This window comes from Actinopolyspora alba (assembly GCF_900112765.1).
GTDB classification, from domain to species: domain Bacteria; phylum Actinomycetota; class Actinomycetes; order Mycobacteriales; family Pseudonocardiaceae; genus Actinopolyspora; species Actinopolyspora alba.
This window is the reverse complement of record NZ_FOMZ01000011.1, coordinates 42,188-68,066: the sequence shown is the minus strand read 5'-3', so window position 1 is coordinate 68,066 and position 25,879 is coordinate 42,188. Positions and strand designations below refer to the sequence as shown.

The window sequence follows — 25,879 nt, the reverse complement described above, 5'->3', positions numbered from 1 at the left end:
GACATCGACAACCCACCTGCCCTGCCGGAACCCGAACGGCGGGTGCTAGAACAGCGGCGGAACACGATACGCCGGAAATCGACGGCTCCCCGTTCGAAAGCCCAGTTCGAAAGCACTGTCGTCCGAGCATCGACGACGCACCCGCGCGACAGGACGTCGCCCGCCCTTCCCGACGACGCGAACCCCGCGAGGAGAACAACTTTGACAATCGGCAGGGAGCAAGCGAACTCCGACTCCCCCGACCAACCGGACACCGAGGGACCGATCATCGAGGGCTCGAACTCCGAGAGCTCGGGTACCGCGGACCCGAACATCGCGGACCCGAACGCCGCAGACGGAGCCCAACCGCCGGTCCGGGAAAGCGACCCGCTGGCCGACCGCGCGCGGCGGCTGTTCCAGTTCCTCGGCGAGGCCCAGCGACTACGCACCACCCCGCTCCACACCGTCGAGAAGTACCAGTCGGTTCGCTGGACGAGTGAGATCCCCGAGCACCCGGCAGTCTCGCTCGCGGGACGCGACAGCGACCCCGCCGACAGCGACCCCGCCGAGAGCGAGCACGTGCTCAGCGTCGAGCGGCTGCCCAAACAGGACCCGCCCCAGCCGTCGACGCGGCTGGCCGAGTGGCTCGACGGCTCGGTCGACGACCCGGCGGAAACGCCCCGATTGCGGGACACGGTTCCGACCACCACCGCACCGACCACCGAACGCGGCAACGACGAGCGCGGTGCGGAACGGCTGCGGCGCGAGGACCACCCGGAGATCGACGAGGACCACGAGGACTGGCTCACGGAGTGGAGCTCCTGGGCCGAACGGGAACTGGCCGACCGGCCGGTGCGGGAGCTCTACAACGAGCTGTTCGGCACCTACACCGAGATCGGCAACAACCCGGAGTCGCTGGAACTGGTGCTGGGAATCGGCTGCCTGAGCTGGCAGCCCGACAGCCGCACCCGGATCAAACGGCACCTGCTGACCACCGCCGCCGGTGTCCACCTCGACGACGACTCCGGCACGCTCAGCGTCGTCCGTTCCGAGGAGGGCGCGGACGAGTTCACCCTCGAACGGGACATGCTCGCCCCCGAGCTGCTCACCGACGCCGAGAAGCTCAACGAGTTGGCCGCCGAGGCCGCCGCGCTGGACGCGCACCCGCTGGACAGGGAACAGCCGGCCGGAGTGATCCGTCGGTTCGTGCACACCCTCGACGCCGACGGCCAGTACCGGGACGAGGACGAACCCGCCCGGGCCCAGTCCCACCCAGTCGCCACCTTCGCCCCCGCGATCATCACCCGGAAGCGCTCGCAGCGCGGGATCGTGCGGATCTTCGAGTCGATCGCCGAGCAACTCGCCGAGAGCGGTGTCGTCCCCTCCGGGGTCCGTCCGTTGGTCGACCCCGACCAGCAGCCAGTCGGCTCCGAGAACCCCGGCTCCGCCGGCGGGCGGGAGAACGTCGACGATGAGACCTTCCTCCCGCTGCCGGTCAACGAGAAGCAGCTGCGAGTGGTGCGGCACGTCGACTCGAAACCGCAGACCCTGGTCCAGGGGCCACCCGGCACCGGCAAGACCCACACCACGGCCGCGCTGCTGGCGCATCTGCTGGCGCAGGGCAAACGCGTGCTGGTCACCGCGCACACCGACCGCGCGCTGCAGGAGGTGCGCGACAAGCTCCCCGAGGAGATCAAACCGCTGTCGGTGGCCGTGGTGGGAAGCTCGCGGCAGGACATGTCGGACCTGCGGGTGGCCGTGGACACGATCGCCGACAACACCGAGGAGTACGACGACGAGCGCGCCACCGAGCTCGTCGCGGAGTGCTCCAACCGGATCGAGGAGGCGCGGCGGGAACGCGCGCGACTGCACCACGAGCTGGTCGAGGCCAGGCAGCACGAGACCAGGGAACACTCCGTGGGCGGCTATCAGGGCACGCTGTCGACGATCGCCCAGCGGCACGCCGCCGACGCGGAACGCTACGAGTGGCTGGCCGGGTTCGCCTCGGTCTCGGCCGACAGCGCACCGCCGCTGAACAACGCCGAGATCAACGAGTGGCGCGGTGCGCTGTACGACAGGGAGATGTCGGCGGAGGAACCGTGGGCACGGCAACGACTGGCCGACCCGGACGATCTCCCCGCACCGGAGAGTTTCGCCGATCTGGTGACCGGCGAGTCGAAGGCACGCGAGGAGGAACAGCGGCACGCCGAGCTCAAGGAGCACGCCGCGTTCGACGCGGTGAGCGCGCTGGACCCGGCGACGCGGGAATCGTTGCGGCAGCGGCTGCGGGGCCTGGCCGACAGCGCCGACGAGCTCGTGGGAGGTTCGGAGGCGTGGCTGAACACCGCCCTGGACGACGTGCTGTCGGGCCGTGGTGAGGTCTGGCGTTCCCGCGCGAGTCGGATCGACGAACTCGCCGAACGCTGCGAAACCGCGTTGCAACAGCTGGACCCGCTGGTCGAGGTGCAGGTCGCGGGCGACATCCCCACGCTGACGAGCCTGGCCACGGAAGTACTCGAACAGTTGAACAACGGTGGGAGGATCAAGACCCGGTCCGACGGCAGCGTCAAGCTCGGGATGTTCACCGCCAAGTGGATCAAGCACGCCGAACCGCTCTTCCGGCAGGTTCGGCTCAACGGCCGCTCCCCCACCACGGTCGAACAACTGCGGGCGTTCCTGCACTGGACCGAGTCCTACCGAGCGCTGATCGCGCTGGACAAGGCATGGCCCGAGGACATGGCGATCACCGCCGAGGACACGTTCCGCGAACGGCTGGACTGGCACGTCGCCCAAGCCAACCAGCTGAAGCGGGTACTGCGCCTCGGGGACGAACTGACCACCGAGGAACAGCACCTGTCCCGGAAGGGACTGCCGAAACCGGACTGGAACGACCTCGCGTCGGTGCGGCGCTACGCCACGCTGGTGGATGCCGCGGCAGCCGTTGAGGTCACGGCGGCGGCGAGCGCTCCGCTGCGGGAACTCGAGAACCAGCTGGTGGGCGAGACACGCTGGTCCGACACCGGTGAATGCGTGCACGCGCTGCTGGAGGCCGTGCGGGCACGCGACATCGACGACTACGCCGCGCACCACCGCAGGCTGCTGCACCTGCTGGAGGTCAGGCGACGTGTCCGGCGGCGCGACGAGCTGGAACAGCGGCTGACCGAATCCCTGCCGGAGCTGCGTGCGGAGGTCGAGGCCGCCGATTCCGCGACGGATCTCTGGAGCGAGCGGCTGGCGGACTTCGAGGCGGCCTGGCGGTGGCTGGCCGTGCGGGACTGGGTGCTGCGGCAGCACACGGTCGACGAGAACGAACTGCAGGCCAGGATCAACGGTCTGGAGAACGTGATCCGGGAGCAGAGCGAGCGGCTGTGCGCCACGCGGGCGTGGAGCCACGCGGTCGCCCCGGAACGACTCGGGGGCAGCGCCCGAGCCGATCTGCGGAACTACTCCAACCTGGTCAAGCGGCTGGGCAAGGGCACCGGTACGCACGCCGAACGGCGACGTTCGGAGATCCGCGAGGCCATGATGCGCTGCAGGCCGTCCGTGCCGGTGTGGATCATGCCGATCTACCGGATCGCCGAGCAGTTCCGGATCCAGCCGGACATGTTCGACGTGGTCGTGGTGGACGAGGCGTCGCAGGCCGGGCTGGAGGCGGTGTTCCTGCAGTACCTGGCACCGAAGATGGTCGTCATCGGCGACGATAAGCAGGTCTCGCCGATGGGCGTGGGCCTGGATCAGGAGGACCTGCGAAAACTCGCGGGGCAGTACATCGCCGACGACCGTTACCGCAACGCCTGGCAGGACCCGCTGCACAGCCTGTTCGACGACGCCAAGATGCGCTACGGCGGCCAGATCACGCTGACCGAGCACCGGCGGTGCGTGCCGGAGATCATCGAGTTCTCCAACCGGATCGCCTACCGGCCGGACAACATCACGCTGAGCCCGGTGCGCCAGTACGACGCCGACAGGCTCGAACCGTTCCGGGCCCGCCACGTCGTCGAAGGACACCGGAAGGGCGAGCTGAACGAGCCCGAGGCCGAGTCACTGGTCGATGAGATCGTGCGCTGCGCGGCCGACCCTCGCTACGACGGGAAGACCTTCGGGGTCATCTCGCTGCTCGGGGACGCGCGGCAGGCCCGGCTGATCGAGCGGAAGCTGCTGGACCGGCTCTCGCCGCAGGAAATAGAACGTCGTCAACTGCGCTGCGGAACCCCGCCCGATTTCCAGGGCGCCGAGCGCGACGTGATCTTCCTGTCCATGGTGGAGGCGAGCAGGGAGGGTAAGCGGATCAGCTCGCTGACCGCGCTGCAACACGTGCAGCGCTACAACGTGGCGGTCTCCCGCGCCAAGGACCAGGTCTGGCTGTTCCACTCGGTGGGTCTTTCCGAGCTGCACAACCAGGAGGACATGCGCTACCAGCTCCTGGAGCACTGCTACGGCATGATCGACGGCGGGTCCCGAACCGATTCCGGCGAGTTGGTGGGCACCGTGTCCGAGGACCAGCGCGACACCAGGTTCGACTCGCTGTTCGAGCAGCGGGTGTTCAACCGGCTGGTCTCGCGCGGCTACTCGGTGATCCCGCAGTACTCCGTGGAGCCCTACCGGATCGATCTGGTGGTGATCGGCAGCAAGGCTCGGTTGGCCGTGGAGTGCGACGGCGACGCCTGGCACGGGCCGGAAGCCTACGAACGCGATCTCGCCCGGCAGCGCGAGCTGGAGCGCTGCGGCTGGACGTTCCACCGGATCCGGGAGTCGGCGTTCTACGTGGACCAGGGAGGCGAGCTGGAATCGCTGTGGCGGGCGCTGCGCACGGCGGGAATCCAGCCGCGCGGAGCCGAACCGGAAATCGTGGCGCCCGCGAGCAAGGAATCACCCGCGAGCAAGGAATCACCCGCGAGCGAGGAATCGACTGCCGCCGAGTCGGTCGCGGCTCCGACGGCGGTCGAGGCCACGGAGGTCGGCACCGCGGGAATCCGACCAGCGGAGGTAGTGACGGCGGAACCGTCCGAACCGGTCGCGGGGCGGTCCGTCGAGGACGGTGCCGCGGAGCAGGACATCGCCGGGCGAACGGCCGTGCCGCTCGTGGTGCCGGACGAGGCCGAGAGCACCGAGCACGAGACCGCGAGCGGGGGTTCGGAACCCGCCCCGGGCGATGAGGACTCCCGTCCCATCGACGAGGACACCGGGAAGGCCGCCGAGGCATCCGGTCCGACCGGTGAGGGGTCGGTTTCCGAGCACGCGGAGTACGTGGAGTACGGCGGCACGCTGCCGCATCCGCAGAACCTCGTGCGCAAGCGGCTCGCCGAGGGACTGGCGGAGATCGTGGCCACCGAGGGGCCGATGCTCGGGGACCGACTGGCCAGGCTCTACGCCCGCGCCTACGGCGGACGGCGCACCTCGGAGATCTCAAAAACCCTCAACGAGGGCATTTCCGCCGCCGTTCGCCACGAGATGCTGGTGGAGGACAACCCGCTGGGAGACAGCCGGATCGCGCACCGCACGTTCCGGCTGCCCGAACAGCCGTCGGTGCTGATTCGCACCGCCGGGCCGCGCACCATCGACGAGATTCCACCCCGCGAGCTGGCGACCGTGCTCGAAGAACAGGCCATGCAGTACGGCTGGCTGGACGAGAAACGGCTGTTCCGCGCGGTGGTGCGTCGGTTCGGCTGGCGACAGCTCAGTGCGAAGGCGGAGCAGCGGCTGCGTGCCGTCACGCCACTCCTGGACGAGGAGGACGCCTAGCTTCTCGCACCGGATTCGGCTTTCCTCGTCGATGATCGGGTGTGCTGCCGCGAGCGGCCACCGCACGATCAGCCGGGTGGGACCCGACGCGATCGTGTGGTGGCCGCGAGTACCGATCGGACACCACCCGGAAACCCACCGAGCGGACCGTCCAGCAGGACCGAGCAGGGACGAGGAACCAGAGCAGCTCCGCCCCACGAATCACGGTCCCGCAACGTCCGACGATCTTCGCCGCGCGGCGTTGCGCTACCTGGATACCTTGAGATCATGCAGCGATACGTCCCAACCGAGACTCCCGCCAAGGTGTCGAGCCGGACAGCTTGGTGGATACTCGTGACCTGCATAGTCCTCGGCACACTGAGCGGGATCATCACGGCGTTCTATCTCGCCATGCCCTATGTGGCCGGAGTGATCGGCTCACCACAGTTCCTACTGGGATGGCTGTTCTGCACCTTGATGCTCGGCCTCCAGATATACAACTGGCGGTCGATCCACCGCAGAGCGCTGCGGCAGGAAGCCGAGGGGGCAGCCGCCGCGAGCGACCACGTACGAGCGGCCGAGTGAAGTCGACGTGTTCGTGTAGTGGCGGTGGGAGCGGATCGGACAACGCCCGGAAACCCGCCGAGCGGACCGTCCAGCAGGACCGAGCAGGGACGAGGAACCAGAGCAGCTCCGCCCCACGAATCACGGTCCCGCAACGGCCGATGATCTTCGCCGAACCAGGACAAGGCACTCGATTACCTTGGACATATGCAGCGATATGCCCCACCCGAGACACAGGTGAAGGTGTCGAGCCGGACAGCGTGGTGGTTCGCGGCCGGCTGCGCGTTCAGCTGCGGACTGTGCGTACTGGCCGCGGTACTCCTCCCGGTCATCTCCTACGCTGCCGAGGGCACCGCCTCGGCGGAGTATCCGATGAGTTTCCTGCTGCAGGGCATGATCCTCGGCGTGCTGAGCTACATCTTCCGCATGATCCGCCAGAAGGCACTGCGGCAGGAAGCCGAACGGGCTGAGCGGGCCGAGAGCTCGACAGGCCGCTGAAACACGACCGCCGCGAGAGGACTCAGCATTTGCCGACCGCGACCCAGAACGCGTTTCGGGCCCCTTCCGGCACCTCGTCAGAATCCGGGTGCCAGTCGACGGCGTGCACCAGACCCGGCTCCACCAGTTCGAGGTCGCCCAGCAGCGCGGCGAACTCGTCCACCGAACGGTGGTTGGCGAGGTGGCTGGTGTCGCGGTACAGCCGTGAGATCTCCTCGACCCGGTCGGGCTCGTCGTAGTGATCGGTTATGTGCGAGACCACCAGGAAACTCCCCGGCGCCACCGCACGGCGGTAGGAATCGACCAGCTCGGCCGGCCCTTCCTCGTCGCCGACGAAGTGCAGCACGGCCGCCGCCAGCACGGCCATCGGCTCGTCGAAGTCGAGCAACCCGGCCACCCCGGGTTCGGCCAGCACCTCGTCCGGCTTACGCAGGTCGGCCCTGCTGATCGTCGCGTTCTCGACACCGTCCAGGAGTTGACCGGTGTGGGACACCGCCACGGGTTCGTTGTCGACGTAGGCCACCCGAACCGAGCTGTCCCGTTCGTGGGCGATCTGGTGCACGTGCCCCACGGTGGGAATCCCGGAACCGAGGTCCAGGAACTGGCGAATCCCCTGGTCGAGGCAGAACCGCACCGCGCGCTGCAGGAACGCCCGGTTGGCACGCGCACCGGGGATCATGGCGGGGGTTATCTCCACCGCGCGCTCCGCGGCCTGCCGGTCCGCGGCGAAGTTGTGCGACCCACCGAGGTAGTAGTCGTACATCCGCGCCGCGTTCGGCGTCCGGACGTCGATACCCTCGCTACCAGCCGGTTCACCGATCGACATACTACGCGCTCCCCACGACCCTGGCCACTGCTCACCCAGCAGCGTACACACGCGGGCACGAACCGCGAAGGGGCGCCGCGCGGTATCGACGCACGGAGCGGGGCGTGCCCGGTGTCGGCTCAGTGCTGTGCCGCGACGTCGACCATTCCGGTGACCTCGGCGAGCAGTTCGAAGGAACGCAGCCAGGCGTCCCGTTCCGGAGCCAGCGAGGTGACCATCAGCTCGTCGGCCCGGGCGTGCTCGGCGAAACCGTCCAGGTAGTTCTTCACCTCGTCGGCGGTTCCGACCGCCGAGTAGGTAAGCATCTGCTGCGCCTGCTGCCCCGCGGGTGAGTCCAGAGCGCTGTCGGCTTCCTCGCGGGTGAGGTTGCGGCCGGTGAGCATCCGCAGCCTGCTGCGCTTGGCTGCCTGGAGTTGTTCCCGCGCCTGCTCGGTGGTGTCGGAGGCGACGATGTTGACCCCCGCGATGACGTACGGTTCCGACAGCTGTTCGGAGGGGGTGAACTCACGCCGGTAGACCGACACGGCGTCCTCCAGCGCGTTCGGGGCGAAGTGCGAGGCGAACGAGTACGGCAGCCCGAGCGCGGCCGCGAGTTTGGCACCGAACAACGAAGAGCCGAGGATGTACAGCGGCACGCCGGTCCCCTTGCCGGGCACGGCCTGCACTCCCTGCACCAGGGACTTCTCTCCCAGATACCCCTGCAGTTCCTGCACGTCCTGCGGGAAGGTCTCGGCCGCCTTCGGGTCGCGGCGCAACGCCTTCGCGGTGTTCTGGTCACTGCCGGGCGCCCTGCCGAGGCCGAGGTCGATGCGCCCCGGATGCAGCGTCTCCAGGGTGCCGAACTGCTCGGCGATGGTCAGCGGGGCGTGATTCGGCAGCATGATGCCGCCCGCGCCGAGGCGGATCGAGCTGGTGTTGGCGGCGATGTGCCCGATGATGACGCTGGTCGCCGAGGAGGCGATGCGGGACATGTTGTGGTGTTCGGCGTACCAGATGCGCCGGTACCCCCACCGCTCGGCTCGTTGCGCCAGGTCGATGCTGGCCCGCAGGCTGTCGCCCGGGGTTTCGTCATGACCGATGGTGGCGAGATCGAGGACGGACAGTGGGACACCCATGGCAAACGCATCCTTCCGCGCGGGCACCGTGACGAGCTCAGTCGTAGTTGTTACGACCAACCGTTCGAACGCGTTCACCCGTGACGACTATTCCGGGAATCGCACGGATCACATTCCCGGCCGCTCAGTTCCGCGATTAGCGTTGAGCCGATATGAGTACGCTGCCGCGTGATACGACGAGCGGTCCCGAGCACCGACCGGGATCGGATCGCCATGTGAGACCACTTCGAAACGAACCACCCAGGTACGGCGAACCGGCGGTTCGCGAGGTGATCCGGGATCGGAACGGTTTCCTGGAACCGCCCAGGCGCGCCGGGCGCTGGACCGCGCCGATGGCGATCTCCGAGCTCGCCGGGTCCTCCGGTGATCTCGTGCTGCTCGCACCGGGCGGAGCGGGTAAGACCACCGTGCTCGAAGCGCTGCGCGAGGCCGAGTCCGGGGCGACGGTCATCGACTTCACCCTGCTGGACGTAACCGAGGCGTACCGGGCGCTGGCCGCGGCGGCCGAGTACGAGGACGGTGTCGTTCACCTGGACGGGATCGACGCCGTGGCTGGTGATTTTCCCGGCATCTTCGAACAACTCCGGGACTGGTTGCGCGTTCCCGGGAAACGACGGGCACGAGTGCGCCTGGCCTGCCGGACCACCACCTGGAACACGCCGGAAGCGAGAGTTCTGCGTCGCACGTCGCTCGCGCTCCAAGCGTTCGAGCTTCTCCCTCTGACGCGCGACGCGGCCGATTCGATCGCACGCGGGATCGGCGTATCGGAGGAGCTTTTCACCGAGCTCGCCGAGACCGGTTCATGGCGACCTCCGGCATCGGCGATGTGGTTCGAGGCAGTGGCCCGCCAGCGGCGGGACACTGGGAAACTGCCACCGGATCAACGTGCGGCGATCGAGCACGATACAGACGTCGCGTTGGGTGGGACGGGTTCCACCGGCGCCGCCCTGACACGGCGGTACCAGTGGCAGCGGGCGATGTGGCTGGCCGCGGTGTCGATTTTCGGGTGTGTCAGCCCTGGCGGGGCGACGGATGGGGGCGAATCCGGCTCCGGAACGCCCGTCGGGGAGTCACTTGCCGTCGCGCTCCCGGATGAGACCGCGCCGAGTGAGCAGGGCGGGCACGAGGAAGTACTCGACACCGCGTTGTTCACTCCCGCTCGTGGTGGAGCGGTGAAATCTCGCCTGCGACAGCACGCGGATTACCTCGCGGCGTGTTTCGTGGTCTCGCGACAGATCGAGCGGGACCGCTTGGGAGAGCTGCTGGGAGTTCACGACAACGGTCGAGTTCCCGGTTCCCTCGCCGCGGTAACGGCGTGGACAGCGACCATGGCTCCCGAGCTGGTCCAGGACCTGATCCCGGCCAACGCCGCCCTCCTGGCTCGAACAGGGGTGGAACCGTCCTCCGATCGTGTTCGGGCCGCTATGACCGAGTCACTGCTCACAGCCGCGGCCGAGGGTGAACTCGAAGCCGAGCAGGAGCTCGACCTCGCCACCCTGGTGCATCCCGGACTGCAGCGCGCACTGCTGGGGTGGCTGCGGGCCGGTATCGAGCACTCCGAACAGCTGTGGTGGATCGCTCGGCTCGCGGAGGAAGGTCGGTGCCGAGGAACGGTGCCGGAGCTTCTCGAAGAGGTGCTGAGCCCACGGTGGAGTTCGGGCGCGCGCCGGGCGGGGGCCATGGCCGTGGTGTCACTGTCGGACGAGAACGCGCCGGACGAATTGGCGTCGCTGCTGCGACTCGAACCGGAGGAGGATCCGGACGAGGAGCTGCTGGCAGCCGGGATCGACGCGCTGTATCCGGTGTCACTCCCCACGGCCGAACTCCTCGACTCGATACGGCGACGCGGCGATGACCGGTTCGAGGGCTCCTACTGGCGGTCGCTGGAAACGCTGGCGGACCGGATTCCCGTACGGGACCTTCCGCGAGCACTGGCCTGGGGAGCGGAGTGTGCCGGAGCCGGGGAACGAACCTACGGCCGGTTCATCATCGGACTGTTGGACAACGGGTGGCGCGCGGCCGAATCACTGCCCAGCGTGGTCGAACTCGCCGACGTGACGGCAGCGGTCATCAACCACAACTGGTCACGCTGGCGCGATCGGGTCACGGTCCCACGGCTGAACGATCCCCGGCTCCGACGCGAGCTGGCCGTGCTCCTCGCGGAGCGGATCCGCCCTGATTTAGTACGGTGGTTGCTCTTGCTGGATCTGGTCGGGGAAACGGATATCGAGTGGATACTGGAGGCACTTCCCCGATTCGGGGAGAAAGCTCGGTCCGTGCTGGGCGGTTGTGTGCCGCTGCTCGTGGCGGAGCCGGACGCCCGTAGCGCGGATCTGATCCTCTCGGTCCCCGAGGAACATCCGGCGTACCCGCATATCCGGGAGTTGCGCGAAAACGTCGCGAGCGACTCGGGGCGGGCCGAGATGCTGCGCAAGATGCACAGGAACGATCCGGCCCCCTCCGACGAGGAAAAACGTGCGAAGCAACGCCGTGAACTCACCGAGGCACTTCAAGCAGCACGCCGGGACGTAGCCGAGTGGTGGCAGGTCTGCCGAAGGCTCGCCGAGGACGGCGGATGGTCCATCGACCACTACTTCACCCAGGACCTGACCGAACGGCCCGGTTGGGAACTGCTGGCCCCCGAGGAACGACGCGACGTCTTCGACCTCGGTCTCGAATACGTCCGAACGCACCGGGTCACGTCCACCTCGGACGCGGGACTGCGACACATCTCGACCGAGGAGGTGCTGCCCGACTGGTCCGGGGTATACCTGCTGAGCACGCTGCTTCGCCACCAACCACACCGGCTGGACGGGTTGGACACCTCGACCTGGAGCAGGTGGGCTCCCCCGATCATCGCGGCGTGGATCCTCGACGAGGCGGACGAGGACGCCGGACTGCGCGGGCGGCTGATCGATTCCGTGCCGCACGCGGCGCGGCCGACCCTCGCCGAAGCGGTGCTGCGACGCTTCGACGAACAGCAGAAACAGGGCAAACCTCTCGAGAACCATCACCGCTACGCGTCACTGCTGAGCGAAATCGACGCGGAACTGCACCGACGGTTCCTGAACCACAGTTATCACGGCGTACTCGGCGAAGCACTGCTGCGGCTGTTGGACACATACTCACCGGAACTCGCCACCCGGATCCGCCGGGAACTTCGCCGCGCTCCGGAGCCGGAACTCGCCACCCTCGCCTACCGGGCGCAGGCGGAATCGGACCCGAACGTTGTCGTCGCCGACCTGGTCTCCGGTGCCGCCGCGTCCGCCCGGGCCGACGAGGTGGTCGCGGCACTGGACCCCGCGAGGTTGCACGACCGGAGACTGGCGGAACTGACCAGGTGGCTGCTCGACAGATTCCCGATAACTCGGTTTCCGGAGCGGGCACGTGAGGCCGAGCGGGAAAACCACTGGATCAGCAGCGCTCACAGCGTTCGGGACGAATCGCTGGAAGAGCTCACGACCCGCGCACGCAGCGAAACCCTGGCGGAGCTGCGGGAGGAACGAACCGGATTCGAGCGCAGAGTGCTCACGGCAAGGTTGAGCCGTGCGCGAGCGCACGAGGCGGATCTCGCCCACACCCCACCCAGCGTGGAACGGATTCGGGCGCTGTGCGAAACGGCGGAGGTTTGAACACGGGACAGCGACGCGGGGCCGTGATCGGACCACCACGTGCGGCGGGGCCCTGCTGTCACGGCCCCACGAGAGCTACTCCCGCGTGTCCGGTGGAACCAGACACGGGTCCCGGAAGACCTCCTCGGTGATCACGATCGCCGCTCCGCGCACGGCGGCGGTGAAACCGAAAACCGAGGCGGTGACCGGACATATCGCCGACCGCCCCGCGACGGCTCTGCTCCGCAGTTCCCGCAGCGCGGTCGGTACCACGTGGGCGGAGACCGTGGCGAAGTAGCCACCGAGCACCACGGCCCCCGGGTTGAGCATGTTGACCGCGATCGAGATCCCGATGCCGAGCCAGCGGCCGATCTCGTCGAGACCGGCCAACGTCTGCTGATCACCGGCCTCGGCGCGCTGCAGCAGTATCCGCGCCTGCTCATCCGGGTCCCGGAGGGTTCCGATCAGGTCCGGTGCGGCGGTTCGGACCGCCGCCGCCAGCCCGATCTTGGTTTCCAGGCAGCCGTGCTGCCCGCAGCGACACCTACGTCCGTAGGGGTCCACCGGGAAGTGCCCGATCTCCCCGCTGTAACCGTCCGATCCGCGCAGCAGTCTCCCCGCTGTGATCAGGCCGGAACCGATACCGAGCTCACCGGTCAGATACACCAGTTCGGAGACAGTGTTGGCCTCGTCGCCGAACTCGGCCAGCGCCGCCAGGTTGGCCTCGTTGTCGACGGTGATCGTGGTTTCCGGGGCGAGATCGAGCCTGCCGCGCAACCACTCGGTGATCGGCACGTCCTGCCATCCCAGGTTCGGCGCGTGGCGCACGGTGCCGCTGGGAACGTCCACGAGCCCCGGCACAGCCACGCCGACGCCGACCAGCCGGATGCCCGAACTCTCCAGTTCGGCGATCGCCTCCGCCGCGAGTCGTGACAGCTCGTCGACAGTGCGGGAAGGTCCCACTCGGACCGCGTCGAAGCCGACTCGACGATCGAGCAGTACCCGCTCGGCGAGGTCGACCCCGCGCACCGCGAGACAGTTCGCGTTGACCTCCAGCCCCAGAGCCGCCGCCGAACCACCGTCGAGTTCGAGAATCCGGGACGGGCGACCGACGCTGCCCGACTGCTTCCTTCCGGCCTCGCGGATCAGCCGCCGCCCGATCAGCTCGTTGACGAGGTTGGACACCGTGGCCTTGGTCAGCCCGGTACGGCTGGCCAGCGCGGCACGGGAGTACACCCCGGCCTCCCGGATCTCGCCGAGGACGCGGGCCAGATTACCCCGACGAACGGCCGTCTGGTCGATGATTCCACGTCCGTTTCCCCGGTTGACCTCGTTGTCGTAGCCGCGCACCCGCCCCCCCTCTCCAACAGGGACAGCCGGAAAACTAACCCATTGTCACCGGAAAACGCCATACCCCACGAACCCGGGAAATCCCGCGGAACTCACGAACGACGAATCGAGGCGACCACCGGATTTTACACGTATGGCGCCTTGACATCGCGGTGTGAAAGCTGCCGGCAGGATGGGCAGCAACCGAGACAGCCGAGAATCGTACTGGATACGAATTTCCGACGAACCCGGCGGAAAGCGGGCTTGCCCGCGGTTTCACCGCTCGGGCCGAGAACGGGGAAATCAGACGTCGGCCGCCGAGAACACCACTGTTCCGGGCCGGAACGAATCACGGCGGAGCGGCGTTTCCGCTGTGCTCGACTTGTGTTGCCGGTCCCGGACGCACGCCTCGGAAACGGGGTTTCCGCACTCGGGGACGACGGGTCCGCTGGTCACGTCCCGTGGAATTCGGTCTCGGGTTGGGTCTCGTGCGAGGTGCCGCGCGGCCGCTCGGGCCGGTGTGCGCGTACCGCGCGGCACCGCGGGGAGTTCCGGTGAACGACTTCCGCTCAACCGGAGCGCGCGGGGAGCGTGAATCGCCAGCCTTCAGCACGCAATCGCGGGACGACTCGGGAGACCGCCCGCACGGTCTGGCCGCGATCGCCACCACCGTCGTGCAACAGCACGACACCGCCCGGTGAGATACCGTCCATCAGCCGCCGGACCAGCACGTCCGTACCGGGACGGTTCCAGTCCGCCACCGAAAGGCTCCAGCCGAGCGGCTGCATCCCCATGTCCGCGGCCACGCTCGGAGTTTCGCCCCACGCGCCGTAGGGAGCGCGGAAGTAGCGAATCTCGGCTCCCGGCACCGCCTCGTGAATCACCTCGTTCGTGGCCCGCAGGTTCGCCCTGATGTCCGCGGGCGACCACGTGCTCATGTTCTCGTGCCGCATCGTGTGGTTGCACAGAACGTGCCCCTCGGCGACGATCCGCCGCACCAGCTCGGGGTTCTCCCGCACGTGCTGGCCCCACAGGCAGAAGACTGCTTTGACCCGGTGCTCGCCGAGCAGGTCGAGCATGCGTGAGGTCTCTCCCGCGTTGGGGCCGTCGTCGAAGGTGAGCGCCACGGTGCGTCCCGGTTGTCCGGTCGAGTCGACCACGGTGGCGTCCGCGGCCTCGCCGGGCCCCGCCTGGGCGATGGTCGCCGAGCCGAGCGACAGCCCGAGGACCAGCAGGGGCACGAGCAAGCGTTGAGTTGTTCGCCGATGTCTTCCAGGAGTCATGACGGGTCCCTTCGGCGCGTACTGGGCGAGGTCCGGAGAAATAGCACGACAGAAATCTCCGGAGCACGGAAAATATAGGGTCGGCACCGAACACTGTCAATGTCCTCGAAGGCGAGTCCCGACATCCGGCGGCCATCCCGCCGGCTCATCGTGAACCGAATTCGGAAACATCATTCCACAGTGTACTTGGTTTTATCTGGAAAAATTTTGTATTTCCCGCTGGGCAGCACCGCCCACCCGGTAACGAGCGGGTTTCCGGAACATTTACGGAAACCATTGACAGATCGACGTGACCTGGTCGACATTGTTCGGTGTCGACAGACCTCGATCACCGTTGATCCCGGTCATTCGCGCGAATCGCTCCATCGACGGACCGTCGAGTCGTATTACCCGTTCGAAGTCCACCGATCCGAACCGGAGGAAGCATGAACACCGACGATTTCGCACCGAACTCATTCGGCCGCAGGAGTTTTCTCGGAGGCGCCGGAACACTGGCGCTGGGCGCGTCCGCGCTGATGCTGCCCGGGACCGCCTACGCGGCCAGGACCATCACGCAGAACGAAACCGGCACCCACGACGGGTTCTACTACACGTTCTGGACCAATGGCGGCGGATCGGTTTCGATGACCCTGTCCTCCGGGGGCAGTTACAGCACTTCGTGGACCGACTGCGGCAACTTCGTCTGCGGCAAGGGCTGGAGCTACGGTGGCCGCAGGAACGTGTACTACTCCGGTGGCTTCTACCCCTCCGGCAACGGCTACCTGACGCTCTACGGATGGACGTCGAATCCACTCGTGGAGTACTACATCGTCGAGAACTACGGAACCTACCGCCCCGGAGGCAGTGACCACCGAGGAACGCTCTACAGCGACGGCAGCACGTACGACATCTACCGGACGATGCGGTACAACGCACCATCCGTCGAGGGGACGGCTACCTTCCCGCAGTTCTGGAGCGTTCGGCAGTCCCCCAGGACAGGGGGAACCATAACCACGGGTAATCACTTCGACGCCTGGGCGCAGCACGGCATGGGCCTGGGAAGCTTCGATCACTACATGGTCCTCGCGACGGAGGGTTACCAGAGCAGTGGGAGCTCCAACTTGACGGTCAACGGTTGAATCACCTTTCGGGAAGAGCCTTCTCGGAAGGAACGCTTTCCACGGCGGCATCGCACCACCATCGGACGATGCCGCCGTATCCCCTCCTCGCTCCCAGGAGCACCCCGGAACCGATCGAACACTTCCCGGGGCAGAGCACGTTCTTCTTGGGAGCGCTCCAAGCAACGATCCACGAGGAGCGACAGAAATGCTGCGAGCGTTACGCGACCACGGCAGGCTCGGCAGGCTGTGCGCGGTACTGACCGCGAGCGCCGGACTGCTCACCCTGCAGACGGCGCCCGCGCTGGCCACGCCGGACACGGCTGAGGCTTCCGGCGTCAACGCACAGGCTCCGGCACGAACCCCGCTCAAGGACCTGACCGACAACCACGTCGGCAGCGCCGTCGCGGCTTCGGCGCTGGTGAACGAGAACGACTACCGCTCGGTGCTCACCGAGGAGTTCAGCAGCGTGACCGCGGAGAACGCCATGAAGTGGTCGGAGCTGGAGCCGAACCGCGGTCGGTACGACTGGTCCGGCGCCGACGCGATCATGGACTACGCGCGGCAGCACGGCAAGAGCGTGCGCGGGCACACGCTGGTCTGGCACAAGCAGCACCCGGGCTGGCTGAACAACCTCTCCGCCTCCGAACTGCGGTCGGCCGTGAAGAACCACATCACCACGGTGGTCAACCGCTACGAGGGCGAGATCCGGGCGTGGGACGTGGTCAACGAGGTGTTCAACTCGGACGGCACCCGGCGCGACTCGATCTTCCAGCGGAAACTCGGTGACGGCTGGATCGCCGACGCGTTCCGCTGGGCGCACCAGGCCGATCCGTCGGCGAAGCTCTACATCAACGACTACAACACCGGTTGGGTCAACGACAAGAGCAACGCGATTTACGATCTGGTGCGCTCGTTGCGGCAGCAGGGCGTGCCGGTCCACGGCGTCGGATTCCAGACGCACCTTTCGATCGACTACAGCTTTCCCGGTGGTTTCCAGTCGAACCTGCAGCGATTCGCCGACCTCGGTGTCGACGTCGCCATCACCGAGGCCGACGTGCGGATGACGCTGCCCGTCACCGACAGCAAGCTCAACACCCAGGCCGACTACTACGAGCGGCTCTGGAACGCCTGCGAGGCGGTCTCGCGCTGCGTGGAGTTCACCACGTGGGGCTACACCGATCGACACTCCTGGGTGCCGAACACGTTCGACGGTCAGGGAGCGGCCTGTCTGTTCGACGAATCGCTGAACCCGAAACCCGCCTACAACCGGATCAACCCAACCGCCTGAGCGGTGCGGATGGGGCGCACGACGGTTTCGCGTCGTGCGCCCAGCGGAATGTTTACCGGTGAACGTGTCGCCGAAGTCCACCACGGGGCGTGGCCGTAACCATCCCCGACTCACACCGCGATGCGCTCACCGGTGACCGCGGAGAAGGCGTGCACGGCCTCCGGCCGGATTCCCAGCCGCACCGACTCACCGAGCGCGGGTGCCGAACGCGGTTCCGCGCGCGCCACGACCCCCTGCCCCTCGTCCGGCAGGCTGCAGTGCAGGTACACGTCGGAACCGAGTTCCTCCACGAGGTCGACCGTCGCCGACATCCCCTCCTCGGCAGACCCCACTACCCGCACGTCCTCGGGTCGGATGCCGATCGTGACTCCTCCGCCGTGAGCCGCTTCATCGCGGACGGCACTCGAGACGGGAAGCGCGGTGTCACCGGCGCGAACGGTCTCCCCGTCGAGCCCGCAGTCCAGCAGGTTCATCGGAGGTGAGCCGATGAATCCCGCCACGAACGCGTTGGCGGGCCGCTCGTAGAGCTCCCGTGGGCTCGCGCACTGCTGCAGCACCCCGTCGTGCAGCACCGCCACCCGGTCACCCATCGTCATCGCCTCGACCTGATCGTGGGTGACGTAAACCGTGCTCACTCCCAGGCGACGTTGCAGTCCCGCGATCTGCGAGCGGGTCGAGACCCGGAGCTTGGCATCCAGGTTGGACAACGGCTCGTCCATCAGGAACACTCTCGGCTCCCGCACGATGGCCCTTCCCATCGCCACCCGCTGCCGCTGCCCACCGGACAGCGCCCTGGGCTTGCGGTCCAGGTACTGCTCCAGGTCGAGCAGTTTCGCCGCCTCGCGTACCCGCTGTTCGATCTCCGGTTTCGGGGTCTTGGCGATTCGGAGCGCGAACCCCATGTTGTCGGCGACGCTCATGTGCGGGTACAGCGCGTAGTTCTGGAAGACCATGGCGATGTCGCGGTCCTTCGGGGAAAGACCGGTGACGTCGTGCTCTCCGATGCGGATCGCACCGGAGTCCACCTCTTCCAGCCCGGCGAGCATCCGCAGACTGGTGGACTTGCCGCACCCGGAGGGGCCGACGAGCACCAGGAACTCGCCGTCGGCGATGTGCAGGTCGAGACCGTCGACAGCGGGGTGCTCCGAACCCGGATACACCCGAGTGGCCCGGTCATAGGTGATGGTCGCCATCATCGACTCCTTTCCGGCGGCCTGCTGGCTGCCGGGGCCTGCCGCGACGGCGGCCCCGGCCTTCGTGACGAGCGGGAAGTCAACCGGCCAACCACACGGCGGTGTCGGGCGGCAGTGACGAGCCGTCCAGTTCGTCACTGGACAGCAGGACCCGTTGGTGTTCGGGCAGTTCGCACGGTTCGGCGGACAGGTTCACCACACAGCGGAATCCGGGCGTGCGGGAGAACGACAGCACCTCTCCCGGCGAATCGTTCCAGTCGAGGTCGCCCTCCCCGAGGGCCGGATGCTCGCGGCGGAGACGCAGCGCGTCACGGTACAGCTCCAGCATCGAGCCGGACCGGTCCCGCTGGTTCTCGACGGTGTACTCGGACCAACCGCCCGGCTGCGGCAACCACGGTTCGGCCTCCTCCGAAGGACTGAACCCGAACGGTGGTCTTGAACCGGACCACGGCAGCGGGACCCGGCAGCCGTCACGGCCGCGTTCGGCGTGGCCGGTGCGTTCCCAGATCGGGTCCTGCAGGAACCGTTCCGGAATGTCCTCGACCTCGGCCAGCCCGAGTTCCTCGCCCTGGTACACATAAGCGCCCCCGGGAAGGGCCAGCATGAGCAGCGCGGCGGCCCGGGCCCGTCTCGTTCCCAGACTCAGGTCGAGCGGCCCCTCGGCACGGTAGTTCTCCCCCGGCGCCCAGCTGTGCTGCGGCCGGCCGTACCGGCTGACGTGACGCACCACGTCGTGGTTCGACAGCACCCAGGTGGCCGGAGCACCCACCCGCCAGAGGCTCGACGTGGTGGAGTCGATGGTCTCGCGCAGGTCTTGGGCGTCCCACCGGCATCGGAGGAACTCGAAGTTGAAAGCGGTGTGCAGCCCGTCGGGTCGCACGTAGTTGGCCAGCCGGTGGGGACTGTCGGCGCCCGCTTCGGCGACGAACTTGCGCTCGCCCGGATACTCGTCGGCGATCGCACGCCACCGGCGATAGATCTCGTGCACCCCGTCCCGGTCCCAGTGCGGATGCTGCCCGTCGGAGTAGCCCCGCGTGTTGTCGCTGGAGATCACGTCGGGCAGCTCGGCGTCCTTGACCAGCCCGTGGGCCACGTCGATCCGGAATCCGTCGACCCCCCGGTCGAACCAGAACCGCAGGATGTCCTCGAACTCCGCGTGGACCTCCGGATGATCCCAGTTCAGGTCGGGCTGTTCGGGAGCGAACAGGTGCAGGTACCACTCCCCCGGTGTGCCGTCCTGTTCGGTCACCCGGGTCCAGGCCGGCCCGCCGAACCGGGAGACCCAGTTGTTGGGGGGATGTTCACCGTGCTCACCCCGGCCGGGCCGGAAGACGTATCGCGCCCGTTCGACGCTGCCGGGCCCCGCCTTCAGGGCGGCGCGGAACCACTCGTGCTGGTCGGAGGTGTGGTTCGGCACGATGTCCGGGAGAACCCGGATGTCGTGCTCGTGCGCCTGGGTGATCAGTCGCTCGGCGTCGGCGAGCGTGCCGAAGCGCGGGTCGATGTCGCGGAAGTCGGCGACGTCGTAGCCGGCGTCGGCCTGTGGTGAGACGTACCAGGGAGTGATCCAGATGGCGTCGACTCCCAGATCCCGCAGGTAGGGCAGTCGGGAACGGATCCCCTCGATGTCGCCCATACCGTCGCCGTCCCCGTCGGCGAAACTACGGATGTAGATCTGGTAGATCACCGCGTCCCGCCACCACGGTGTGGTGCCGGGGTCGGAGGAATTCGGCACTGTGCGCTCCTTCGGTAATTCGGGAAGGTGGGGTCACGCCGGTCCGGCCGTGACCGGGTGGTGTTACTTCAGACCGCCGGAGGTCAGTCCGGCGATGATCCTTCGCTGGAAGATCAGCACCCCGATGACCAGCGGAATCGTGACGATGACCCCGGCGGCCATCTGGGTGCCGAAGGGTTGGTCGTACTGCGTGGCGCCGGTGAACTTCGAGATCGCCACCGTGACGGTCTGCATGTTCTGCTCGTTGACCATGGACAGCGCGATGATGAACTCGTTCCAGGCGAGGATGAAGGTCAGGATCGCCGTGGTGAACATGCCGGGCGCGGCCAACGGCACGATGATCCTGCGAAACGCCTGGCCGGGCGTGCAGCCGTCGACCATGGCCGCCTGCTCCAGTTCCTGCGGCATCTGCCGGAAGAACATGGTCAGGTTCCACACCGCGAGCGGAAGCGCGAACGACAGGCTGGGCAGGATCATCGCCTGGTAGGTGTTGATCCAGCCGATGTCGGTGAACAGCCGGAGCAACGGGACGATCAACGAGATGCCCGGGAACATGCTGGTCGCGATGATCAGCGAGAGCACCAGGTTCTTCCCCCGGAAGGCCAGCCGGGCCAGGGCGTAGGCCGTCGAGGTGCCGATGACCAGAGTCAGGATCGTGGTCGTGGACGCCACGATCAGACTGTTCAGCAGCGCACGGCCGAAGCCGGTGCCGGGCTCGAACACGGCCCGGAAGTTCTCCACCGACCAGGTGCGCGGCAGCGGGCTCAGGTCGTACTGGTCGGCGGGTCTGCGGAACGCCGTGACCACCATCCAGTAGAAGGGGGCCAGGCAGTACAGCACGATGCCCGCCACACCCAGTATCGGAAGCCACTTCTTGGCCTCGAAGCGGCGGCGCGTGGTTCGACGTTCGTCCCCTGTCGCAGTGGTCATCGCGCACTCCCCTTTCCGCGCCGGAAACGAGCTCCACGGTTCTTGGGCACCTGCGAGCGGGCCTCACCGATCACGTCCGCGCCGAGCAGCTTGACGAACACGAACGCGATCAGCGCCACGTAGGCGAACAGCAGGGTAGCGTAGGCGGCCGCAGGGCCGTAGTGCACGTTCGTCGCCTCGGAGAAGGCCAGCATGGACAACGTCTCGACCGAGTCCTTCTGCTGGCCGATCAGGATGAACGGCAGGTCGAACATGCGCAGCGCGTCCAGCATCCGGAACAGCACCGCGACCACCAGGGCCGGTTTCACCAGTGGCAGCGTGATGTGCCAGAAGCGCCGCCATGCGCCCGCGCCGTCCACGGTGGCCGCTTCGTGCACCTCGCGGGAGATGACCTGCAACCCGGCCAGCACCAGCAGCCCCACGAAGGGGGCCGTTTTCCACACTTCCGCGGTGATCACGGCGATCTTCGAGGCGATGGCCTGCGAGCTCCACAGCACCTGCTGGTCCAGTATCGCGTTCGCGACCCCGTCCGGTGCGAAGATCCACCGCCACAGCAGGGCGGACACGGCGGTGGGGATCGCCCACGGCACGAGCACGCTCGCCCGCACCAGTCCGCGCCCCCGGAACGCCTGATGCATCACCAGGGCCATGGCCATTCCCAGCACGGCCTCCAGCGTGACGGTGACAGCCGTGAAGAAGGTGGTGTTCCAGAAGGCGTTCCAGAACCGCTCGGCCGCCGGGCCGAACAGGATGTCGGCATAGGTTCCCAGTCCGACGAACTGGCGTCCCTCGACCACGAATCCCTGCGCGTCGAGCCGCTGTCCGGAGACGAACAGCGACTGGTAAAGCGCGGCGATGATCGGGTACATGACCACCACGGCCAGCACCAGCAGCGTCGGCGAAACCAGCGCCGAGGCCAACCTGCCCGTGCCGGTCACGGAACCGGACCTTCGTCTCCTCGGCGATCCCGGGGTCGTGTTCCCCGAATCGACTTCCGTGCTCGTCGGAGTATCGGTCGTCATCGACATGAACTCCCCTTTCCCATCGCCCGGCGAGCGGGTCGGAACCCGCTCGCCGGGCGGACCGCGAAGGCGTGGATCACTTCTGCTCGATCAGCTTTTCCAGCCTGCGCTGCAGGGCGTTCAATGCCTTGTCGGGTTTCTTGTCACCGGAGATCGCTGCGTAGACCTCGTCCTGGATGGCGAGCGTGACGTCGCCGTAGTTGACGACGCGGGGCCGTGGCTCGGCGCTCTTGATGGATTTCTTGAGCGTGTCCAGGTACGGGTACTTCCGCTGCAGTTCCGGATCGTCGTAGAGCGCGCTGCGCGTGGGGGCCAACGAGCCCTTGACCAACCGCTGCCGCTGCTGCTTCTTCGAGGTGTAGAACTTGATGAAGTCCAACGCGGTGGCCTTGTTCTCCGCGAAGGACGAGATCGCGAGGTTGTGCCCGCCGAGGCTGGACACGCCCTTTCCGGTGATGCCGGGCAGCGGTGCGACGGCGAACTTGCCCGCGACCTTCGACGAACCGTCGTCGGCGTTGGCCTGCGACCACATGAACGGCCAGTTGCGGCTGAAGACGAGCTCACCGCCGATGAACGCGCGCTTGTTGGGCTGCTCCTTGTAGGCGATCGCCGCACGCGGGATGGTGCCGGAGCGGAATCCCTCGACCATGGTCTCGAGTCCGCGCAGCGCCTCCGGCGAGTCCACGGTGGGCTGCCCCTGATCATTGACGATCTGCCCGCCCGCACCGTGAACGGCCTCGGCGAAGTTGACCGTCAGCCCTTCGTACTTGGCGTGCTGACCCGCGTAGCAGGACATTCCCTCGGCCGCGGGGAGCTCGAGCACCTCCGCGCAGATCTCGCGCATCTCCTCGCGCGTGGTCGGTGGTTGCGCGTCCACCTTGTTCAGCAGGTCCTTCCGGTAGTACAGCAAACCGCCGTCGGAGTAGGCGGGCACCGAGAAGAGCCTGCCCCGGTACCTGGCGGTTTTCATCGCGGACTTCAGGAAGGGCGAGAAGTCGAACTCATCCTTCGGCAGTTCGACGACCCACCGGTTCGCGGCGAACTCCGCGTTCCACACGTTGTCCAGATCCAGCACGGTGAACGCGCCGGACTCGGTCTGGGCGTTCTGCACCATCTGCTGCCGCTGCTGGTCGCCGTCGGCGGGCAGCTCGATCAGTCGGACCCGCTGGTCGGGGTGGGACCCGTTCCACGTCTCGACCGCCTGGGTGACGGCGCCGGTCACGTCCTTGCCGGTGGCGAAGGTGATGGGGCCTCGACCGCTGATCTCGCTCGACGCCGACGAATCACCACCGCCACCACCACAGCCGGCGACCACGAAAGCCGACACCATCATCACGGATATCGATCTCCAACGTAATGACTTCATCCTTACCTCCTCGATTCGAGTCGATCAGAACGCGCGACTAATCACGCGTTCGGTTCCGAAAAATATGTGGGATGACGAATTTTTCAGCCGAACGGCCGAATTATTCCCGGGACTCCGATCGACGTGGGCCACACGACGACCACCGGGTTATTTCCGTTCTCGGCAGCGAACTCGGCGCCGTCCGGCGCTTCCGGGACATCTCACATGGAATCGTCGCCGGTGGTCGACGAGCGCACCACCAGTTCGGTGGGCAGCACCACGTCACGGGTCTCGGCACTACCCTGCTCCAGCTGCTCCAGCAGCAGTTTCGCCGCCGTCCCTCCTTCCCGGCGCACCGGCTGCACCACAGTGGACAACCCGGAGCACTCGGACATCTCGTGCCCGTCGAATCCCACGATCGCCATTTCACGTGGCACGTGGAGTTTGTGGTTGCGCAACGCGTGCATCGCCCCGAATGCCATCTCGTCCGACATGGCGAAAACGGCTGTGGGGCGCAGCTCGTCGGCGAGTATCCGAGTCATGGCTCGCCTTCCTCCCGAAACGGAGAAATCTCCGGCACACAACCAACTCTCCCGAACCGGGACATCGTGTTCGGCCATCGCGTCCCGGAAAGCGGTACAACGCTCGTGCGGGGCGGGCAGGTTCAACGCATCGGGCGTGCCACCGTGGATCATCGCGATGTCGGTGTGCCCCTGGTTGAGCAGGTGCCGCACGGCGAGCAGGCCCCCGCCGTGATCGTCGATCCACACCGAGTTGAAGCCGTCCATCCTGCCGCCCACGAATCCCAGCGGGACACCCAACTCGCGCAGCCGGCCGGCCTCCTCGGCACGCAGCGAAAGAGTCAGCACCAGAACGGCATCCACGCTGCGCCGCAGTGGAAGTTCCCGGAAGAACCGCTCACGCCCCTCCTGATCCCCGACCACGTAGAGCATCAGGTCGTAGCCGGCCGAGCGCAGCACTTCCTCCGCACCCGCCAGGACCTGCCCGAAGAACCACCGTGAGACGTAGGGCACCAGCACGCCGATACGCCGAGTCCTTCCGGTGGCCAGCCCGGAGGCCGACCTGGAGATGGAGTAGTTCAGCTCCTCGGCCACGGTGCGCACGCGCTGCCGGGTCCGTTCGGACACTCCCGGTTGTTGGCGCAACGCCCGGGAGACCGTCGCGGTGGAGACACCGGCCGCACGAGCGACCTCCTCGATCGTGGCCATTGTGCTCCCTGTCACGTTGCTGCCTCGGTTGATCCGGAAGACTAAATGTGACGCACAGCGCAACACAAGCGGTTGCGTAGATCGAACGAATATTTTTTCCGTATAAGCCATTGTGCTGCGACGATGCGAACGCAAGCGTTTGCGTTCAGACCACATGAGAGGACCGCGAACCACGTGAACGGGTAACGAAGTGGTACCGACAGTGGTTAGATACCGTCAATTGGCCGAACGGATGAGATTCAGAGTCGGTGGTCGTCGTCCAACTCACGCGCCACCTTCAACGAGGCCTCGTCGAGGCTCGCCCGCGTGAGGCCGAAGCGGTCCTCGTATACATCGAGCAGACCGGATTCGAAGGTGTCGAGGTCGACCTCGGGTGCCTCGTCTCGAACCGAGCCGACCGAATCGCCGTCGAAGTCGAGCCCCAGTGCTCGGTAGACCTCGGTGAGCAGCGGACGCAGCACCTCGGCCCCGTCGAAGACTGCCACCGCGCTGAACAACCAGGCACGCCGCAGGATCCGTTGCGCCGTGCCGACGAGCTTGACCCGTCCCCGCGCGTTCACGCTGTGGGCTCCCGGGCAGTACTCGCCCGGCACGGCACCGATCCGCGCGTCCACGCCGTACTCGGCCAGCAGCCCGGCCCACATCCGGGCGTAACCGTCGAAGCGCTGCTCCATCCCGGCCAACGAGTCCGCCTCGGCCGCGATGTGATCGACCACCAGCGCTTCGGAGGTGTAGGCCACCGCGCGTCCCCCGGGAGCCCGCACCACCGGCGTGAAACCGGCGTCCCGGACCAGGGCGACCGCCTCGGGAAAACCGGGACGCAACGTGTCGCGTCGACCGAACGCCACGGTGGGGGTGGTGGGCCGGTAAACCCGCAGCGCCGAGCCCGCCGCACCGTCGCTCGCCCGCCGGACGAGGGCGTGTGCCAGCGCGACCTCGAAGGACTGGCTCGTGTCCCCACCCAGCGCTCCGTGATACAGCTCCACGCACCAAGCCTACGCAACGAGCGGAGCGGGGCGGACACGGCGAGCCCCAGCCGACCACGCCGAGGCGGGGATTCCGGAGGGATCGCACGCCGGAGGAACGGGCATCTCCGGACGCGGTAGCGCGA

General features: G+C 67.3%; 17 protein-coding genes. 6 read left to right on the top strand and 11 right to left on the bottom strand.

Annotated features, from left to right (window positions below):
* The first annotated feature begins 201 nt into the window (after nt 1-201).
* The 3 genes from BM150_RS17105 to BM150_RS17095 all read left to right on the top strand — a co-directional run bounded on the left by BM150_RS17105 (nt 202) and on the right by BM150_RS17095 (nt 6,762).
* The gene (locus tag BM150_RS17105) at nt 202-5,721 is read left to right on the top strand and encodes an AAA domain-containing protein (RefSeq protein ID WP_245755561.1); all 5,520 of its coding nucleotides are present in this window, start codon (nt 202-204) and stop codon (nt 5,719-5,721) included.
* Nucleotides 5,722-5,988: 267 nt separating this feature from the next.
* Nucleotides 5,989-6,285 carry a hypothetical protein gene (locus BM150_RS17100; RefSeq protein WP_139219574.1) on the top strand — a complete coding sequence of 99 codons (297 nt, stop codon included), beginning with the start codon at nt 5,989-5,991 and terminating at the stop codon, nt 6,283-6,285.
* A gap of 186 nt (nt 6,286-6,471) precedes the next feature.
* Nucleotides 6,472-6,762: a hypothetical protein gene (locus tag BM150_RS17095; RefSeq protein ID WP_139219573.1), complete on the top strand. Its 291-nt coding sequence runs from the start codon at nt 6,472-6,474 to the stop codon at nt 6,760-6,762.
* 22 nt (nt 6,763-6,784) lie between these two features.
* Here the strand turns inward: BM150_RS17095 and BM150_RS17090 are convergent, their stop codons facing one another.
* Entirely contained in the window at nt 6,785-7,588 is an 804-nt protein-coding gene (locus BM150_RS17090) for an SAM-dependent methyltransferase (RefSeq protein ID WP_092928305.1), read from the bottom strand.
* Between the two features lie 119 nt (nt 7,589-7,707).
* On the bottom strand, nt 7,708-8,703 hold the full coding sequence (locus BM150_RS17085; RefSeq protein ID WP_092928304.1) for an LLM class flavin-dependent oxidoreductase: 996 nt from the start codon (nt 8,701-8,703) through the stop codon (nt 7,708-7,710).
* Nucleotides 8,704-8,918: 215 nt separating this feature from the next.
* Between BM150_RS17085 and BM150_RS17080 the strand changes: the two genes are divergently transcribed.
* Nucleotides 8,919-12,335 (top strand): hypothetical protein, encoded by a 3,417-nt coding sequence (locus tag BM150_RS17080; RefSeq protein WP_092928303.1) that lies wholly within the window; start codon nt 8,919-8,921, stop codon nt 12,333-12,335.
* A 75-nt stretch (nt 12,336-12,410) separates the two neighbouring features.
* On the opposite strand, the gene BM150_RS17075 is transcribed toward BM150_RS17080, so the two are convergent.
* A complete protein-coding gene (locus BM150_RS17075) occupies nt 12,411-13,664 on the bottom strand; it encodes an ROK family transcriptional regulator (RefSeq protein ID WP_092928302.1) in 1,254 nt (417 codons plus the stop codon).
* A 548-nt stretch (nt 13,665-14,212) separates the two neighbouring features.
* Nucleotides 14,213-14,884, bottom strand: a complete 672-nt coding sequence (locus BM150_RS17070) for a polysaccharide deacetylase family protein (protein WP_245755572.1) — start codon at nt 14,882-14,884, stop codon at nt 14,213-14,215.
* A gap of 467 nt (nt 14,885-15,351) precedes the next feature.
* Between BM150_RS17070 and BM150_RS17065 the strand changes: the two genes are divergently transcribed.
* Nucleotides 15,352-16,044: a glycoside hydrolase family 11 protein gene (locus tag BM150_RS17065; protein WP_092928300.1), complete on the top strand. Its 693-nt coding sequence runs from the start codon at nt 15,352-15,354 to the stop codon at nt 16,042-16,044.
* Nucleotides 16,045-16,231: 187 nt separating this feature from the next.
* A complete protein-coding gene (locus BM150_RS17060; protein WP_092928299.1) occupies nt 16,232-17,314 on the top strand; it encodes an endo-1,4-beta-xylanase in 1,083 nt (360 codons plus the stop codon).
* Between the two features lie 110 nt (nt 17,315-17,424).
* On the opposite strand, the gene BM150_RS17055 is transcribed toward BM150_RS17060, so the two are convergent.
* The 7 genes from BM150_RS17055 to BM150_RS17025 form a co-directional block, all read right to left on the bottom strand.
* Complete coding sequence (locus tag BM150_RS17055) at nt 17,425-18,507, bottom strand: ABC transporter ATP-binding protein (RefSeq protein WP_092928418.1); 1,083 nt, start codon at nt 18,505-18,507, stop codon at nt 17,425-17,427.
* A gap of 79 nt (nt 18,508-18,586) precedes the next feature.
* On the bottom strand, nt 18,587-20,242 hold the full coding sequence (locus BM150_RS17050; protein ID WP_217641712.1) for a glycoside hydrolase family 13 protein: 1,656 nt from the start codon (nt 20,240-20,242) through the stop codon (nt 18,587-18,589).
* Nucleotides 20,243-20,305: 63 nt separating this feature from the next.
* On the bottom strand, nt 20,306-21,172 hold the full coding sequence (locus BM150_RS17045; protein WP_092928298.1) for a carbohydrate ABC transporter permease: 867 nt from the start codon (nt 21,170-21,172) through the stop codon (nt 20,306-20,308).
* Complete coding sequence (locus BM150_RS17040) at nt 21,169-22,194, bottom strand: carbohydrate ABC transporter permease (protein WP_092928416.1); 1,026 nt, start codon at nt 22,192-22,194, stop codon at nt 21,169-21,171. The genes BM150_RS17045 and BM150_RS17040 overlap by 4 nt, the downstream gene beginning before the upstream one ends.
* A gap of 76 nt (nt 22,195-22,270) precedes the next feature.
* Entirely contained in the window at nt 22,271-23,560 is a 1,290-nt protein-coding gene (locus BM150_RS17035; RefSeq protein WP_092928297.1) for an ABC transporter substrate-binding protein, read from the bottom strand.
* A gap of 200 nt (nt 23,561-23,760) precedes the next feature.
* Nucleotides 23,761-24,768, bottom strand: a complete 1,008-nt coding sequence (locus BM150_RS17030) for a LacI family DNA-binding transcriptional regulator (protein WP_092928296.1) — start codon at nt 24,766-24,768, stop codon at nt 23,761-23,763.
* A gap of 239 nt (nt 24,769-25,007) precedes the next feature.
* Nucleotides 25,008-25,754: a lipoate--protein ligase family protein gene (locus BM150_RS17025; RefSeq protein ID WP_092928295.1), complete on the bottom strand. Its 747-nt coding sequence runs from the start codon at nt 25,752-25,754 to the stop codon at nt 25,008-25,010.
* Nucleotides 25,755-25,879: the final 125 nt, after the last annotated feature.

Excerpts from the sequence above, each read along its gene's own strand:
- BM150_RS17100 (WP_139219574.1), top strand. The coding sequence starts at position 5,989 with ATGCAGCGATACGTCCCAACCGAGACTCCCGCCAAGGTGTCGAGCCGG.
- BM150_RS17035 (WP_092928297.1), bottom strand. The coding sequence starts at position 23,560 with ATGAAGTCATTACGTTGGAGATCGATATCCGTGATGATGGTGTCGGCT.
- BM150_RS17030 (WP_092928296.1), bottom strand. The coding sequence starts at position 24,768 with ATGGCCACGATCGAGGAGGTCGCTCGTGCGGCCGGTGTCTCCACCGCG.
- BM150_RS17060 (WP_092928299.1), top strand. The coding sequence starts at position 16,232 with ATGCTGCGAGCGTTACGCGACCACGGCAGGCTCGGCAGGCTGTGCGCG.
- BM150_RS17045 (WP_092928298.1), bottom strand. The coding sequence starts at position 21,172 with ATGACCACTGCGACAGGGGACGAACGTCGAACCACGCGCCGCCGCTTC.
- BM150_RS17065 (WP_092928300.1), top strand. The coding sequence starts at position 15,352 with ATGAACACCGACGATTTCGCACCGAACTCATTCGGCCGCAGGAGTTTT.
- BM150_RS17040 (WP_092928416.1), bottom strand. The coding sequence starts at position 22,194 with ATGACGACCGATACTCCGACGAGCACGGAAGTCGATTCGGGGAACACG.
- BM150_RS17090 (WP_092928305.1), bottom strand. The coding sequence starts at position 7,588 with ATGTCGATCGGTGAACCGGCTGGTAGCGAGGGTATCGACGTCCGGACG.
- BM150_RS17055 (WP_092928418.1), bottom strand. The coding sequence starts at position 18,507 with ATGGCGACCATCACCTATGACCGGGCCACTCGGGTGTATCCGGGTTCG.
- BM150_RS17095 (WP_139219573.1), top strand. The coding sequence starts at position 6,472 with ATGCAGCGATATGCCCCACCCGAGACACAGGTGAAGGTGTCGAGCCGG.
- BM150_RS17085 (WP_092928304.1), bottom strand. The coding sequence starts at position 8,703 with ATGGGTGTCCCACTGTCCGTCCTCGATCTCGCCACCATCGGTCATGAC.